Below are 14,557 nucleotides of genomic sequence, written 5' to 3' on the forward strand. Positions count from 1 at the left end.
GGGGCCGGGGCTCAGCGGCGGTCGCGCACGACCATCAGCGGGCACTCGATGCTGTGCAGCAGGGCCCGGCTGGTGGAACCGAGCAGCATCCCACGGAATCCACCGCGTCCACGACTGCCGACCACGACCAGCTGTGCGGTGGCGGCCTGGTCCAGCAGCAATCGGACGGGGCGGTCCTTGGCGACCACTCGCTCCACCTCGACCTCGGGAAACCGTTCCTGCCACCCGGCCATCCCCGCGGCGAGCAGCTCCCGCGCACCGTCGAGAGCGGCGGTAGGTTCGTCCACCACATCGAGGAAGCGGTCCACTGCGAGGTCGCTCGCCGCGTAGGCCGCGACCAGTTTCGTGCCCCGCAGCGACGCCTCGGTGAATGCCGCCGCGATCGCTGGTTCGCTGTTCGCGGAGCCGTCCACGCCGACCACGACCGGACCCTCCACCGGCTCGGTGACCGTGCCACGAATCACCACCACCGGGCAGGAGCCGTGGGTGGCGAGGGCATCCGCGACCGAGCCGAGGACGGCGCCGGTGAACTCGCCGCGTCCGCTCGATCCCAGAACCACCATCGCGGCTCGTTCGGACCAGTCGAGCAGCACCGGAACCGGTTGTCCGGCATGCAGAGTCGCCTCGACCGCGAGGTCGGGTGCGCGTTCGACCGCCAGGGTCCGCGCTTCTTCGAGAAGTCTGCGGCTCTCCGCGGCGAGGTCGTCGTAGAAATCCTGCCCGACCGCCGCCATGCCGGCGAACGGCACGGGTGCCAGCGCAGCGGAGACCAGATGCAGGGCGGACTTGCGCGCCGCCGCGGCGTCGGCGGCCCATGCCACCGCGGCCTTCGACGAGTCCGACCCGTCGACACCGACGACGACGGGGTGGTGATCGGTCATGCGAACCTCCTCGGGAGTCCTTGCAGTCCGTGGTCGGTACCCGGCCGGCTCAGCCGGCGTAGCGCAGGATCGCGGCGGCCTGCGCACCCTCGGGGACGTCCTCGGCGCGCACGGCCAGGATGCGGCCGCCCTGCAACAGCGTCCGACGGGCCATCTCGTCGATGACGCCGTAGCCGAACCCCGTGTCGTCACCGGTGAGTTCGACCACCCCGGATTCGGGATCGATCGTGCCGGGCACGAAGCTGTCGATGTCGACGAAGAGCGTGTCGACCAGTCCGAAGGTGGCGGAGCGGCCGATGTCCGTCAGGTCGGTCTGTGCCCGACCCTGGGATCGCCGGGTTTCGAACAGTTCGCGGGTGCGTGCGAGTTCTGCGGCGTAGTGGCGGTCCAGCACGCCCCGGGCGAGGGTTGCCAGTTCCTCGTCGCTGCGCTCCTCGGGATTGCCGTCGAGGCCCTCGGCGAGCAAGGCCGGGTAGCTGTTGACGGAACGGTAGATCGACGAAACGGGCTCGGTCGCGGCGAGGATCAGTGGGACGTCGCGACCGGTGAGAACGGGGCGTAGCGCCTGGTCGACGGCCCGGCAGTACTGTCGCACGCGCAGCTTGCGGCCTTCGGTTCCCTGCAGTCGCCCCTTCGGTGCCCGACCGCTGAGCGAGGCCTTGCCGGCGTGGTCTGCCGCGCTCGTCGGCAGGTCCGGCACCCGTACCGTCTCGGCCGGGTACTCGGCGGAGACCTCCACCAGTCGCACCGACCCCTCGGCGAGAGCGAGCACGAACGCGGTCTGGGGGAAGGTCACCGCCCGCAGCAGAGGCTTGAGGAAGTAACGGTCCCCGACGCGCTCGACTGCCTCGAGACGGTTCGGTATGCGGTGGACGTGTACGTGCTCGCCCTCGGCGAGTACCACCAGGGTGCGGGACTGGTAGCGCCAGAAGTCGTCATCGTCGGCCAGGTCGCCGAGTGCCTCCTCGAACGTGTCGCGCTCGGACTTGTCCTGGACGGCCTCGAGCGCCGACTTCGCCTGGTTGGCGAAGGCGATTCGGTTTGCCTCGGGGTCGTCGAGGGCCGCGTCCATCGGGGTGTAGATCGACAGGCAGGTGCGCCCTTCGACCGCCGCGAGGGTCGCGAGTTCGTTCTGGCTCGGAACATCGTTGTGCAGCATCCGTCAGGCCTTTCCCCGGGTTGACCGCAGCACTGAGGTGCCCTGTTCCTCGAAACTATCCCCACCGGCCCGATCGTGCTGGCCGAGCGGCGAGCGGATCCCACCGGGATGGCAGACTTGCGCCATGGCTGAACAGACTCCCGATACCACTCCCGCCGGAACCGAGCTGTGGGTCGAGCGGACCGGAACTCGCCGGTACACGGGCCGCAGCTCGCGAGGCGCCGAGGTGCTCATCGGGTCGGAGACCGTGGACGGGGTGTTCACGCCGGGCGAGCTCCTCAAGATTGCGCTCGCCGCGTGCACCGGGATGAGCTCCGATCTGCCACTCTCGCGTCGGCTCGGCGACAACTACGACGCCACCGTGCGGGTCTCGGGAGCGGCCGACCGCGAGAACGAGATCTACCCGCGACTCGACGAGGTGCTCGAGGTCGATCTGAGCGAGCTGGACGCCGAAGCGCAGGAACGGCTGCTGACCGTGGTGCTCAAGTCCGTGGACAAGGTCTGCACCGTCGGCCGGACACTGAAAAATGGCACCGTGGTGAACCTTTCAGTCGAGACTGATTCGTGATCGAATAGGCGCCATGATTCTGTCCCGCGTTGCGATGGTCGGCGCGGTGGTCGCCGGCGTGTTCGCCGGTGCACCACTGGCCGGCGCCCAGCCTCTCCCGACCCCCGGCCCCGAGGTCCCGCAGATTCCGTCTCTGCCGCTGCCGATTCCGGGGCTCCCGGCGACGTCGACCCCGGCCGTGGCGACCACGCCGGCCGCGACGACCACGCCGACCACGCCGGCCGCGCCTGCTGCGACGATCACGCCGGCGGCTCCGGGCTCGACGACAGCGACCACGTCGCCTGCCGTGGCCGCCACGACCACGCCCTCGGTGGCGGCCGCGTCGGCCGCCTGCAAGCAGTGGACCGTGAGCACCATCGCCAGCGGATTCGGAACCCTCGAGAACCTCGGCTTCGACGGCCGCGGCAAGATGCTGCTCTCGGAGAGCGCGGTGCTCGGCGACGGTGCCATCCGGACCCTCACCCCCGGCGGGGACAAGGGAACTCTCGTCTCCTCGGTGAACTCGCCTGGCGGAATCGTCGTCGACGGCGACCGGGTGCTGTTCAACACCGGCAACAACGTGATGGCGGGGCTGTACGGCAGCACCAACGGCACCGTCGAGTCGGTCGGCCTGGACGGCGGCAAGCAGTCGACCCTCGCGCACGGGCTGACCATGCCCAACGGGCTGGCCAGGCTCGACAACGGCGACCTGCTGGTCACCAATGTGCTCGGCGGCAAGCCGGGAATCGTGCGGATCCCCGCGGCCGATCCGCAGGAGCCGGTCACGGTGCGCACCGACATCGGCTCCGCGAACGGCATTTTCGCGTCTCCGGACGGTAAGACCGTCTACGTGGGCAACACCCTCGAAGGAACGACCCAGATTCGCGTGCTCGACACGAAGGACCTGACCGGTCCGGCCCGAGTCCTCTCGCTGCCCGGTGCCGGACCCGTGAACGCGGGTGACGACCTCACCCTCGGCGCCGACGGCTACCTGTACGAGGCGCTCAACGGGGCGGGCAAGATCGTTCGCGTCGACCCCGCCAGCGGCGACACCTGCGAGATCGCAACGGGTCTCCCGTTGACCTCGTCGGTCCGGTTCGGTGCGGGTCCCGGCTGGGATGCGACCGCGCTGTACGCCACCAGCTTCGAGGGCACCGTCCACAAGCTCGTTCCGCCGGCGAACTGACGGGTGCCCGATGACCCAGCACCAGGTGCGGCTCACCGCCTGGGTGCACGGCGCAGTCCAGGGAGTGGGCTTTCGCTGGTGGACCCGCTCGAGGGCGCTCGAACTGGGCCTGGTCGGGCACGCGACGAATCGGCCCGACGGCCGAGTGCTGGTGATCGCGGAGGGCCCGAGGTCGTCCTGCGAGCGGCTGCTCGAACTGCTGCGCTCGGGATCGACCCCGGGTTCGGTCGATCTCGTCGTGGAGAGCTGGTCGGACGCGGCGGGCGGACTCGTCGGATTCGTCGAACGCTAGGCTCGGGTCGATGACGTCACACGGTGGGGAGGACGCGGTGGGACCCGAGGGGGACAACCCGGGCGCGCAGGAGTCGGAAGGTCGGGAAGTCGAGGCTCGGGATTCCGAGTCGCCGGTGGAGCCGGATGCCGCGGAACCCGCGAAGCCTGCGGGCCGGATCCGTCGCCAGGAGCCTGGCACCACCCAGCCTCGCCCGCCGACCGTCGGCGAGGCGAGGGCACGCGACAAGGCCCGCAAGCAGCGCGCCGAGGAGGAGCGGCTGGCCGCGGAGGCCGCCGCGAACGAGGCCGCGAAGAAGCGGAAACGTCGCAAGGCCATGATCGGTGGTGTCGCGGTGGTGGGAGTGGTCGGCCTCGTCGCGCTCGGCTACTCGGTGCTGTCCTCGGACACCGTCGAGGCCACCTGCATCGACCCGAACACCGAGGTGGTGGTCGACGACTCGTACTGCACGCAGGGCACGCCCGGCTCCGGCGCCACGGCCGGCATGTTCATCTTCGCGGGCTCGCAGTACCGCTACTACTACGGCGGCCACGGTGGTGGCGTCGGAACCAAGATGACCGGCGGCACTGTCGTCACACCCAAGGGAGCGACCATCAAGACCAAGTCCGGCACCACGGTTCAACGGGGCGGCTTCGGCAGCAAGATCTCCGGCAGCAGCGGGACCTGACGTGCGCAGACTTCGTGGCACCCCTCGGCCGGGGTGGCAAGAGACCGTGGCCGCGCAGGGCATGGTGTACGGCAGTCCGGCGCGCATGGCCGACGGCTCGGAGCGTCCGTACTGGGACGAGTCGGTCCACTACGCGTTCGAGATGGACGAGATCCTCGCCCTCGAGGCGGACGTCGAACTACTGCACTCGATGTGCCTCAACGCGGTCGAGCACGTCATCCTCACCGAGCGCTACCGGGACTTCGGCCTCCCCGAATGGACCTGGGGGCCGATTGCCGAGTCCTGGCGACGCGGCGATCCCCACGTCTACGGTCGGTTCGACCTGCGCTACGACGGGCGGCGGCCGGCGAAGCTGCTCGAGTACAACGCCGACACCCCGACGACCTTGCTGGAAGCGTCGATCCTGCAATGGCACTGGCTGACCGATGCCCATCCCGGTGACGACCAGTGGAACTCCCTGCACGAGCGGCTCGTCGAGCGGTGGACCGAGATCCGTCAGCAGTTGCCCAGTGCGGAGCTGCATTTCGCATGGTCGAGTGCCGACGCCAGTGGCGAGGACAACGTCACGGTCGCGTACATGCAGGAGTGCGCGGCGGAGGCGGGTCTCGACACGGTGGCGCTGCCCATCGAGGAGATCGGATTCGACAGCGAATTGCACCGCTTCGTCGATCTCGAGGAGGCACCGATCTCCTCGCTGTTCAAGCTCTACCCGTGGGAATGGGTGCTGGACGACGAGTTCGGCAAACGGGCACTCGAACTGCTGCCGGAGACGATGTGGATCGAGCCGTTGTGGAAGACGCTCCTGAGCAACAAGGCGATCCTTGCGGTGTTGTGGGGCATGTACCCCGGCCACCCGAATCTGCTGCCCGCCTACCTGGACGACCCCAACGAGCTCACCGAGTACGTGCGTAAACCCAAGCTCGGCCGTGAGGGTGCCAACGTCTCGATCGTCGGCGCCGGGATGGACACCAGCACCGGCGGTATCTACGGCGAGGAGGGGTTCGTGTACCAACTCCTCGACCCGCTGCCCGAGTTCGACGGCATGCGACCGGCGCTCGGCGCGTGGATCGTCGGCGACGAGGCCGCGGGCCTGGGGATCCGGGAGACCGCCGGCCTGGTGACCGACGACGGCGCAGCCTTCGTGCCACATCGAATTCCCAAGCAGTGACAGCACTGTCACGCCGACCGCGGACGAAACGGAGCCCGACATGACGACGACAGTGGTGGCACTGGGTAGCGACTACTGGTCGACTCTCGGACGGGGTGTGTCGGCGATCGTGTTGTACGCGATCCTCGGGCTGGCGCTGATGGTGCTCGGATTTTTCGCCATCGACTGGACCACCCCCGGCAAGCTCCGGGACCTGGTCCGTGCCGGCCGGCCGAACGCCGCGATCGTGACCGCATCGGGGATGGTGAGCATGGCGCTGATCATCGTGCTCGCGATCTACGCGTCGTCCGGCAGGTTGGTCGAGGGCCTGATCTACAGCTTCGTGTTCGGCCTGGTCGGTATTGCCGCACAGGTGTTCTCGGTCCGCTTCGTCGAGTTGGTGACCGGCATCGACATCGGTGAGGTTCTTGCCCGGGAGAGGTTCACCCCGGAGGTGTTGGTGGTCGCCGCCGCCCATCTCGCGCTGGGTCTCGTGGTGGCGGTCGCGATTCTGTAGGTCCTGCACCTCGTGTCGAGACGGGCGTAACGTCCTGCACGGCAACACCGATACCTCCTGGAGGTATCGGTATTCGTGCATATGAGCGACAGTGTCGCGTGGTGTCTTGCCCGGGGGGGCGAGGCGTGGAACCTGCGAACCTGGCGTTCCCGATGGGGGAGGCGTGACGTACATGCGTCATCTGAGATCTGGACTGTCCGAGCGGGTCACGCTTCGTCTGCGCGGCTTGTCCGCCGCGGCACTCGTGGCGGTGTCGGTGCTGGTCGGAGGCGCCGGCACCGCGACGGCGTCGATCGGTGACGTGGAGGAGCGCCAGTCGCGGCTCGAGCAGCTCGCACGGGAGTTGCTCGCTCCCGCCGCCGACCGCTCGGTCGACGTCGCGTATGTGGACGCGAGGGGCAGTACGCGTGTGCACCTGGGACCGCGCGACGCGGGCGAGTACGAGATCGGGTCGATCACCAAGACGTTCACCGGGGAACTCCTCGCGGTCGCGCTGGATCGTGGGGAGGTCCGCCCCGACACGCGACTCGGCACCTTGCTGCCGGTCCAAGGCTCGGCCGTGGCCGACGTCACGCTCGAGGAGTTGGCCGGACACCGATCGGGACTGCTCGAGTTCGCGACCACCCCCGACATGATCGCGGGCGGAATCGACTGGAAGCTCAACGGCGGCAATCCGTTCCCGTTCGACCGCGAGCAGTTGCTCGCGCAGGCCAGGCTGGCGCCGCTGATCTTCAGGGGCACATTTCGATACTCGTCCTTCGGGTACGCGCTGCTCGGCCAGGCACTGGCCTCGGCCGCGAACACCGACTTCGTGACGTTGCTGAAGGCGCGGGTCCTCGAGCCGCTCGGGCTGGAGCGGACGTGGGTCCCGCTGACTCGTGGCGACCTGCCGGCCGGTGCGAGCACCGGAATCGACGAGAACGGTCGCGCCCAGGCGCCGTGGACTATCGGCGCATACGCGCCGTGCGGCGGCGCGCGGTCGACGATCGGCGACATGGCCTCGTATGCGCAGGCACTGCTGCGCGAGGAGGCGCCGGGAATGGCTGCGCTGCGACCGCGGTGGTCGGATACGCCGTCTCTGCGACGAGGCTACGCGTGGGGGATCGCGACGATCGACGGCGTGGACTACACCATGCATTCCGGTGGTACCGGCGGATTCTCGGGCGCCGTCATGCTCGACCGCGCGCACGGTGCGGCGATCGTCGTCCTGCAGGACTCGGCAGGGTTGAAAGAACGGCCGGCGGTGGAACTGTTGCGCCGGATGCGAGAGATCTGACGCACTGATCACCGCCGCCCCTCAGAACGGTGCGGGTCGGGGTATTCGACAGGTGGAGCCGGTGTAGTGGACGGCGCGGGATTGCCGCTCGCGGCGGGTGGTGCGCCAGTTGGGTAGGTGGGCGTCGAGGAGGTACTCGAGGTCGTCCTCGGCGCCGCGGCCGCGGTGCGGTCCGAAGAGGCGATCGAGGGTTGCTTGGTCGGTGAGTGGTCCGAACGGGGTGTCGGGGGGATTCGCCTCGTCTGCGCTGAAGGCGCCGTCGGGCGTGGTGATGGTGGTGGTTCCATGGGGGTCGGTCCATTCGAGTCGTCCGGCGCCGAGTTGTCGTACCTTCCAGAGTCCTTCGGTCTTCAGCCGGTGGTGGGTGCGGCAGAGACAGGCGAGGTTGTGCTCGACGGTGAGGCCACCGTGTCGTGGGTTGTGGTGGTCGAAGGGCACGGTGTGGTCGATGTCGCAGTTGCTTGCGCGGGCCGTGCATCCGGGGAATCGGCAGGTCCCGTCTCTGGTGCGAATGATCTCGGCGAGCCGTGCGGAGGGGCGGTAGGTGAGGGCCTCGCGTCGTGACTGGGTGCGTTCTCGGATGGCAGTGGGGGTGATGCCTGCGGCGGTGAGTGCGCGGCTGATGCCGAGGATGTGGCCGTGGGAGGGGGTGCCTGTACGCGTGCCTGTAAGCCACGCGGCATCGGCGTTGTTCTCGGTGGTGGCGAGGGCGTCGAGGAGTAGCTCGCGGTCGGTTTCGGTGAGGGTGAGAACCTTTCGCCAGGTTCCGTCGGCTGCGATTTCGCGGGCTAGGTCGGCGTCGATCGGGCCGTGGCCTGCGAGGCAGCCGGGGAGGTTGTCAAGTCCGAGCAGGGTCATGGCGTTGACGCCGACGGTGATGGTCGCCCTGGGAAGCGTCGGTCGGCTGGGTTCGGTGGGAGCGGCCTCGGGTGATTCGGTTGCGGCGTCGCCGGATTCGCATACTTCGACCGGCTCGGTGCTGTCGGTGTGGTTGAGAGTGTGGCAGTCGTCGTGCCCGCAGCGACACGTGAGGGTGGTCGTTCCGGCGCCGAGGGCGATGAGTGCGTCGACGCGGCGTTGGGCGAAGGTTCGCGGGTCGCGGCCACAGACGTCGAAGGTCATTCGGCGTAGTCGCATGGCGAGGATTTGGGCGCCGGCGGCGGGCAGGAGCCCGTCGACTCGGGTCATGCCGTCGTCGGTGGCGTGCATTCGGAGGTCCCGGTCGGCCTCGGCGAGTTCGCGGCGACGGCGGGCGCCGTCGGGGTCGTGCCGGGCGATCAGGCGGCGTGCCTTGGTGCGCAGTTTCGGACCCGTCATGCGTTCGGCACCTTCGACCAGGAGCCGTTCGATGTCGTCGAGTTGTCGTCGGGGACGTTGGCGAGGGCGTCGGCGATTGCGGTGGTCCGAGCGAGGTCGATCCGCCCGGCGGCGAACAGTGCCCTCACGCGATGCAGGCGCCAGCGCAGGGTGCAGCCGAGATCGATCATGGCCAGGGCGGTGCCTTCGGTGACATGGAGCATCCCCGCGACCTCGATGTTCGCGAATTCGCCCTGGACGGCTTCGTTCTTGCCGCGCCGGGCGTCCTCTTCGCAGCGGGCGAGGTACAGGGTGGTGACGGCGTCGATCTGAATGAACTGGTGTCGCGCGATCGTTGCGTGTTGCTCGATCAGTACGGATGCCCATTCCGTGCCCGCGACGGCATCGAGCAGTCCCGGGGGTGATGTGGGGGCGTCCGTAAAATCGAACATGTGTTCTATGTTACGCCGTATGGCTCGGCTTCGCCAGGGTCTGCCTACAGTGAACTGGCCTCCGCCACACGATGTTCCGGTGCAGGCAACCCGCGCTCGATCGTCTCACCGGCGAAGAACGCCCGCTCCCGGCTGCGCCACCACCACATCAGCGGCAGGCCGAGCGCCATCGAACCGACCCCGAGGACGAAAACCCCGCCGACGTGCCAGTGCGGCGCGAACGGCATCGCCCAGCTGGTCTCGCCCGACGACCCCGAGAACGACGTGACCGCCGTCCAGCCGGCGGCAAACAGCAGCATGGCACCACCGAGTAGCGGAAAGACCCCGCGCATCAACAGGTCCCGCGTGCTGCCTCGCAGGGTGTCCCGGTACAGCCAGGCGCAGGCGAGGCCGGTCATGCCGTAGTAGAAACCCACCGAGATGCCGACCGCCGACACCGCGTCGAAGATCAGGCCGCCCTCGGAGACGAAGTTGAAGGCCACGTACAGGACGGCCGAGACGGCGCCCATCGCCAGCGTGGACACGGTCGGGGTGAGGAACCGGGGATGCACGCGGGCGAAGCTGTCCGGGAGCGCCTTGAACACGCCCATCGACAGGGTGGTGCGCGCGGTCGGCAGGATCGTGGTCTGGGTGGACGCGATCGCGGACGTGAGGATCATCAGCAGCAGGACGTGCGTCAGCACCTGCCCGAACAGACCCTCGCCGAACACCGCGGTGCCCAACGCGGCGAAGAAGTCGTCGAAGTGCTCGGGGTTCGCCAGGCCGGTGCCCTCCTCGCCGACGCCCGCGAAGGACTGGGCGGCGACGGTGACCAGAACGTAGAGCGCGACGAGGACCACGGTCGAGATCACCGCGGACCGGCCCGGGGTGCGGCGGGCGTCGACCGTCTCCTCGTTGACCGAGACCACCGAGTCCCAGCCCCAGTAGATGAACACCATCAGCAGGATCGCGTTGACGAACGTGGAGAACGAACCGACCTCCATGGGGTTGAACCAACTCCACTGCGGCGTCAGTGCGGCCGCGCCCGCATTGCCGAGCCACACCCGTGCCAGCGCCACCGCAGCGAACACGACCAGTGCGACGAATTCGACGGTGAGCAGGACGGACTGGAAGCGCGCGGAGATGTCGATGCCGCGAAAGCACAGGAGCGTCATGGCGACCATGAACACGACGCCCAGTGTCAGCACCCAGACGTTGGTCGGGTCGTGCCCGATGCCCTCGGCGCCGAACACGAGGAAGGTGTACTGGCCCGCGACCTGCGCCAGGCTCGCCATCACCAGCACGTCCGCCACGACGATCGCCCAGCCCGACATCCAGCCCCAGGCGGGACCGAACGCGCGGGTCGCCCAGACGAAGGTGGTCCCGCAGTCCGGATCGGCGGCGTTGAGTTCCTTGTAGCCGAGGGCGGCGAACAGGATCGGCACGAACGCGAGCAGGGCCACGACCGGCGCCTGCAGGCCCACGGCCGCGACGACGAGTCCCAGTGTCGCCGCGATGCTGTAGGCGGGACCTGCGGAGGCGACGCCGATCACCACGCTCGAAGTCAGGCTCAGCGCGCCGGTTCGCAGTCCTTTGGCGGTCCCCGCCGAGTCGTCGATCACTCGGGGCAGATTAGTGCACCCGCGAAGTGCGCTTCACCTCGTCCGTGTCGGTACGGGCGGCTAGCGTCGAGATCGCAGTCGACAGTTCACGAGCGAGTCCCGACATTTCAGGAGTAGCGATGAGCGCCGTCACGACGAACCAACCTCTTGGCACCCCCACCTGGATCGACCTGGGCATCCCCGACCTCGACCGCGCGATGTCGTTCTACGGCTCGGTGTTCGGGTGGGAGTTCGATGTCGGACCCGAGGAGGTCGGGCGCTACACGATGTGCCTGCTGCGGGGAAAGAAGGTCGCGGCCCTGATGCCGAATCCCGACCCGAGCGCGACGGACTTCTGGTGGAGCGTCTACCTGGCCACCGCCGACGTGGACGAGACGGTCGCGCGGGCCGCCGACGCGGGTGGCATCGTGCTGGCGGAGCCGATGGACGTGATGGGCGAGGGACGAATGGCGATCCTGCGGGACCCGTCCGGCGCACAGTTCGGGCTGTGGCGGGGATTCGCGCACGTCGGCTGCGAACTGGTCAACGAGCCGAACACGCTGCTCCGCAACGACCTGGTGACGCCCATCCCGGGCCCGGCACGCGAGTTCTACGCCACGGTGTTCGACTTCACGTTGGACGGAAACCCCGACCTGCCCGGCATGGACTTCACGTTCCTGCGCAGACCCGACGGGCACGAGATCGGCGGCATCCTGGGAGACCCGACCGCGCCCGCGTCGGCCTGGGGCACGCTGTTCCAGGTTGCCGACGCCGATGCGGCCGTTGCCGCTGCCCGCGCGAACGGAGGCACCGCACTCGACCCGACGGACATGCCGTACGGGAGGACCGCGGAGGTCACCGATCCGTTCGGGGCGAAGTTCACGGTGGGCTCCCCGCCGGCGGGCGGGCAGGGGTAAGTCGCCGCCGCAGCGCGGGCGATGGTCGGGGAAGCGCCTCGGCGGGGTGTTCAATGGCCGATTCGGTCGGTGCGGTGCAGTAACGTCATTCGCCATGCATCTCAAGAGTCTGACGCTGAAGGGCTTCAAGTCCTTCGCATCCGCGACGACTCTGCGGTTCGAGCCCGGTATCACCTGTGTCGTCGGCCCGAACGGGTCCGGCAAGTCGAACATTCTCGACGCCCTCACCTGGGTGATGGGGGAGCAGGGCGCCAAGGCGCTGCGCGGCGGCAAGATGGAGGACGTCATCTTCGCCGGCACCACCGGTCGGGCCGCACTCGGCCGCGCCGAGGTGACGTTGACGATCGACAACAGCGACGGCGCGCTGCCGATCGAGTACTCCGAGGTCTCCATCACCCGCCGGATGTTCCGCGACGGCGCCGGCGAGTACGAGATCAACGGCTCCTCCTGCCGACTGATGGACGTGCAGGAACTGCTGTCGGACTCCGGCATCGGCCGGGAGATGCACGTGATCGTCGGTCAGGGCCGGCTCGCCGCGATCCTCGAGTCCCGCCCCGAGGACAGGCGGGCATTCATCGAAGAGGCCGCCGGCGTCCTCAAGCACCGCAAGCGCAAGGAAAAGGCGGTCCGCAAGCTCGATGCCATGCAGGCCAACCTGGCCCGCCTGACCGACCTGACCACCGAGCTGCGCAGGCAGCTCAAACCGCTCGCCCGGCAGGCGGAGGTGGCGCGCCGAGCGCAGACCGTGCAGGCCGACCTGCGCGACGCTCGGCTGCGACTCGTCGCCGACGACCTGGTCACCCGCCGGGCCGAAATGGCCTCGCAGGCCCAGGACGAGGCGATGGCGCGTGCACAGCAGGAGCACGTGCAGGCCGAACTCGAGGCTGCCTCCACCGAACTCGGCCAGCACGAGCAGGCCCTCGCCCGACTGACCCCGGGCGCGGAGGCCGCGGGCCAGACCTGGTTCCAGCTCTCCGCCCTCGCCGAACGGGTCAACGCCACCATCCGGATCGCCGCCGAACGTGCCCGGCACCTCGACGCCGCACCCACCGTCGGACGCGGTCAGGACCCCGAGCAGCTCGAGGCGCAGGCCGAGCGGGTCGCGGCGGAGGAGGCCGAACTGCTCGAGGCGCTCGAGATCGCCAGGGCTACCCTCGACGCCGCCAAGGAGCAGCTGACCCACTACGAGGAGGCGTCCGCCGCCGCCGAGCGCGCCCACCTGGCCGCGGTGCGCGCGATCGCAGACCGGCGCGAGGGTCTCGCCCGCCTCTCCGGTCAGGTCGACACCCTCCGCAGCCGGGCCGATTCCGTCGACTCGGAGGTCGCGCGCCTCTCGGTGGCGATCGACGAGGCCCGCGCCCGCGGCGACGCCGCGCAGTCCGAGTTCGAGACCGTCCAGGAGAAGATCGGCGACCTCGACGCGGGCGAACTCGGGCTGGACTCGCACCACGAACGCGCCACCGCCGCACTCGAGTCGGCGACCGCCCGGGTCGGTGAGCTTCAGGACGCCGAGCGCGCCGCGGGACAGCAGGTCGCCTCGTTGCGCGCCCGTATCGACGCCCTCTCGATCGGCCTGCAGCAGAAGGACGGTGCCGCCTGGCTCGTCGAGCACCACCCCGGCGACGGCCTCGTCGGCCCGCTGGCCGGGCTGCTGCGTATCCGTTCGGGTTTCGAGGTGGCGATCGCCGCGGCCCTCGGGCCCGCAGCCGATGCCGTCGCAGCGCAATCCGTTGGCGCGGCGCGCGAGGCAGTGCGCGCGCTCAAGGCGGGTGACGGTGGTCGTGCGGCCCTGGTCATCGGCGGCACCGCCGCGGTGTCCATCCCTGCCGACCGGCTGCCCGAGGGGGCGTATCGGGCGCTGGAGCTGATCGAACACCCCGCCGACATGGCCGGTGCGCTCACCGCCCTGCTCGGCACGGTCGCGGTGGTCGAAGACCTCGATGCCGCCGCGGAACTTGTTGCCGCGCAGTCGCATCTGCGTGCCGTCACCCGGGACGGCGACCTGGCCGGCGCCGGCTGGATGACCGGCGGCTCGGACCGCAGGCCGTCCACCCTCGAGGTGCAGTCCGCGATCGACGCGTCCACCGCCGGGCTCGCCGACGCCGAACGCCGCGCGGAGGAACTGGCCGCCGCGTTGGCGGGCGCCGAGGCGGAACGCGCGGACCGGACCGAGACGGCGGAACAGGCGTTGGCCGCGCTCAACGAGTCCGATGCCGCGATGTCCGCGATCTACGAGCAGTTGGGACGGCTCGGCCAGGTGGCCCGGGCCGCGCACGCCGAGTCGGACCGGCTCGCCGCCCAGCGTGCAACCGCCGAGGCGGGCCGCGAGGAGTCGGTCGCGGCGTTGCGTGAGCTCGAGGAACGCCTCGCGCTGGCCCAGCAGGAGCAGTCCGCGGACGGCGACCCGACCGCCGGCGACCCGAGCAGCGGTGAGCGGGAGGCGGCGGCCGCCGCCGTCGCCGAGGTCCGGGCGGTCGAGGTCGAGGCTCGGCTGACCCTACGCACCGCCGAGGAACGGGCCGAATCGGTTCGCGGCAAGGCGGATTCGCTGCGTCGCGCGGCGCAGGCCGAACGCGACGCCCGCGCCCGCGCCGAACGCGCGATGGCGGCGCGTCAGAACGCGGCCGCGGTGGCCGCGGC

The 14,557-nt window shown here is 69.6% G+C and carries 12 protein-coding genes and 1 pseudogene; 9 read left to right on the plus strand and 4 right to left on the minus strand.

Annotation, left to right across the window (positions count from 1 at the left end; genetic code table 11):
- Nucleotides 1–11: 11 nt before the first annotated feature.
- Nucleotides 12–881 carry a universal stress protein gene (locus tag ACFXGJ_RS10250; RefSeq protein WP_378618515.1) on the minus strand — a complete coding sequence of 290 codons (870 nt, stop codon included), beginning with the start codon at nucleotides 879–881 and terminating at the stop codon, nucleotides 12–14.
- 49 nt (nucleotides 882–930) lie between these two features.
- Complete coding sequence (locus tag ACFXGJ_RS10255; RefSeq protein ID WP_378618518.1) at nucleotides 931–2,040, minus strand: hypothetical protein; 1,110 nt, start codon at nucleotides 2,038–2,040, stop codon at nucleotides 931–933.
- A 124-nt stretch (nucleotides 2,041–2,164) separates the two neighbouring features.
- On the opposite strand from ACFXGJ_RS10255, the gene ACFXGJ_RS10260 reads away from it, so the two are divergent.
- The 7 genes from ACFXGJ_RS10260 to ACFXGJ_RS10290 all read left to right on the plus strand — a co-directional run bounded on the left by ACFXGJ_RS10260 (nucleotide 2,165) and on the right by ACFXGJ_RS10290 (nucleotide 7,672).
- A complete protein-coding gene (locus ACFXGJ_RS10260; RefSeq protein WP_378618521.1) occupies nucleotides 2,165–2,608 on the plus strand; it encodes an OsmC family protein in 444 nt (147 codons plus the stop codon).
- A 13-nt stretch (nucleotides 2,609–2,621) separates the two neighbouring features.
- Entirely contained in the window at nucleotides 2,622–3,773 is a 1,152-nt protein-coding gene (locus ACFXGJ_RS10265; protein ID WP_378618523.1) for an SMP-30/gluconolactonase/LRE family protein, read from the plus strand.
- Between the two features lie 10 nt (nucleotides 3,774–3,783).
- On the plus strand, nucleotides 3,784–4,065 hold the full coding sequence (locus ACFXGJ_RS10270) for an acylphosphatase (RefSeq protein ID WP_378618526.1): 282 nt from the start codon (nucleotides 3,784–3,786) through the stop codon (nucleotides 4,063–4,065).
- 157 nt (nucleotides 4,066–4,222) lie between these two features.
- A complete protein-coding gene (locus ACFXGJ_RS10275) occupies nucleotides 4,223–4,732 on the plus strand; it encodes a hypothetical protein (protein WP_378618544.1) in 510 nt (169 codons plus the stop codon).
- 1 nt (nucleotide 4,733) lies between these two features.
- On the plus strand, nucleotides 4,734–5,900 hold the full coding sequence (locus ACFXGJ_RS10280; protein ID WP_378618529.1) for a glutathionylspermidine synthase family protein: 1,167 nt from the start codon (nucleotides 4,734–4,736) through the stop codon (nucleotides 5,898–5,900).
- 40 nt (nucleotides 5,901–5,940) lie between these two features.
- The gene (locus ACFXGJ_RS10285; protein ID WP_378423030.1) at nucleotides 5,941–6,396 is read left to right on the plus strand and encodes a DUF350 domain-containing protein; all 456 of its coding nucleotides are present in this window, start codon (nucleotides 5,941–5,943) and stop codon (nucleotides 6,394–6,396) included.
- Nucleotides 6,397–6,568: 172 nt separating this feature from the next.
- Nucleotides 6,569–7,672, plus strand: coding sequence for a serine hydrolase domain-containing protein (locus ACFXGJ_RS10290; protein ID WP_378618531.1), 1,104 nt, complete (start codon nucleotides 6,569–6,571; stop codon nucleotides 7,670–7,672).
- A 21-nt stretch (nucleotides 7,673–7,693) separates the two neighbouring features.
- On the opposite strand, the pseudogene ACFXGJ_RS10295 reads toward ACFXGJ_RS10290, so the two are convergent.
- Nucleotides 7,694–9,420 (minus strand): annotated as a pseudogene (locus tag ACFXGJ_RS10295) (DUF222 domain-containing protein).
- 44 nt (nucleotides 9,421–9,464) lie between these two features.
- Nucleotides 9,465–11,021, minus strand: a complete 1,557-nt coding sequence (locus ACFXGJ_RS10300; RefSeq protein ID WP_378618534.1) for an APC family permease — start codon at nucleotides 11,019–11,021, stop codon at nucleotides 9,465–9,467.
- A gap of 119 nt (nucleotides 11,022–11,140) precedes the next feature.
- Between ACFXGJ_RS10300 and ACFXGJ_RS10305 the strand changes: the two genes are divergently transcribed.
- Nucleotides 11,141–11,917, plus strand: coding sequence for a VOC family protein (locus tag ACFXGJ_RS10305; protein WP_378618536.1), 777 nt, complete (start codon nucleotides 11,141–11,143; stop codon nucleotides 11,915–11,917).
- A gap of 94 nt (nucleotides 11,918–12,011) precedes the next feature.
- A partial coding sequence (smc, locus tag ACFXGJ_RS10310; protein WP_378618539.1) for a chromosome segregation protein SMC occupies nucleotides 12,012–14,557 on the plus strand: 2,546 nt, incomplete at its 3' end.

This window comes from Rhodococcus sp. NPDC059234, from assembly GCF_042754225.1.
Taxonomy (GTDB): Bacteria; Actinomycetota; Actinomycetes; order Mycobacteriales; family Mycobacteriaceae; genus Rhodococcus_G.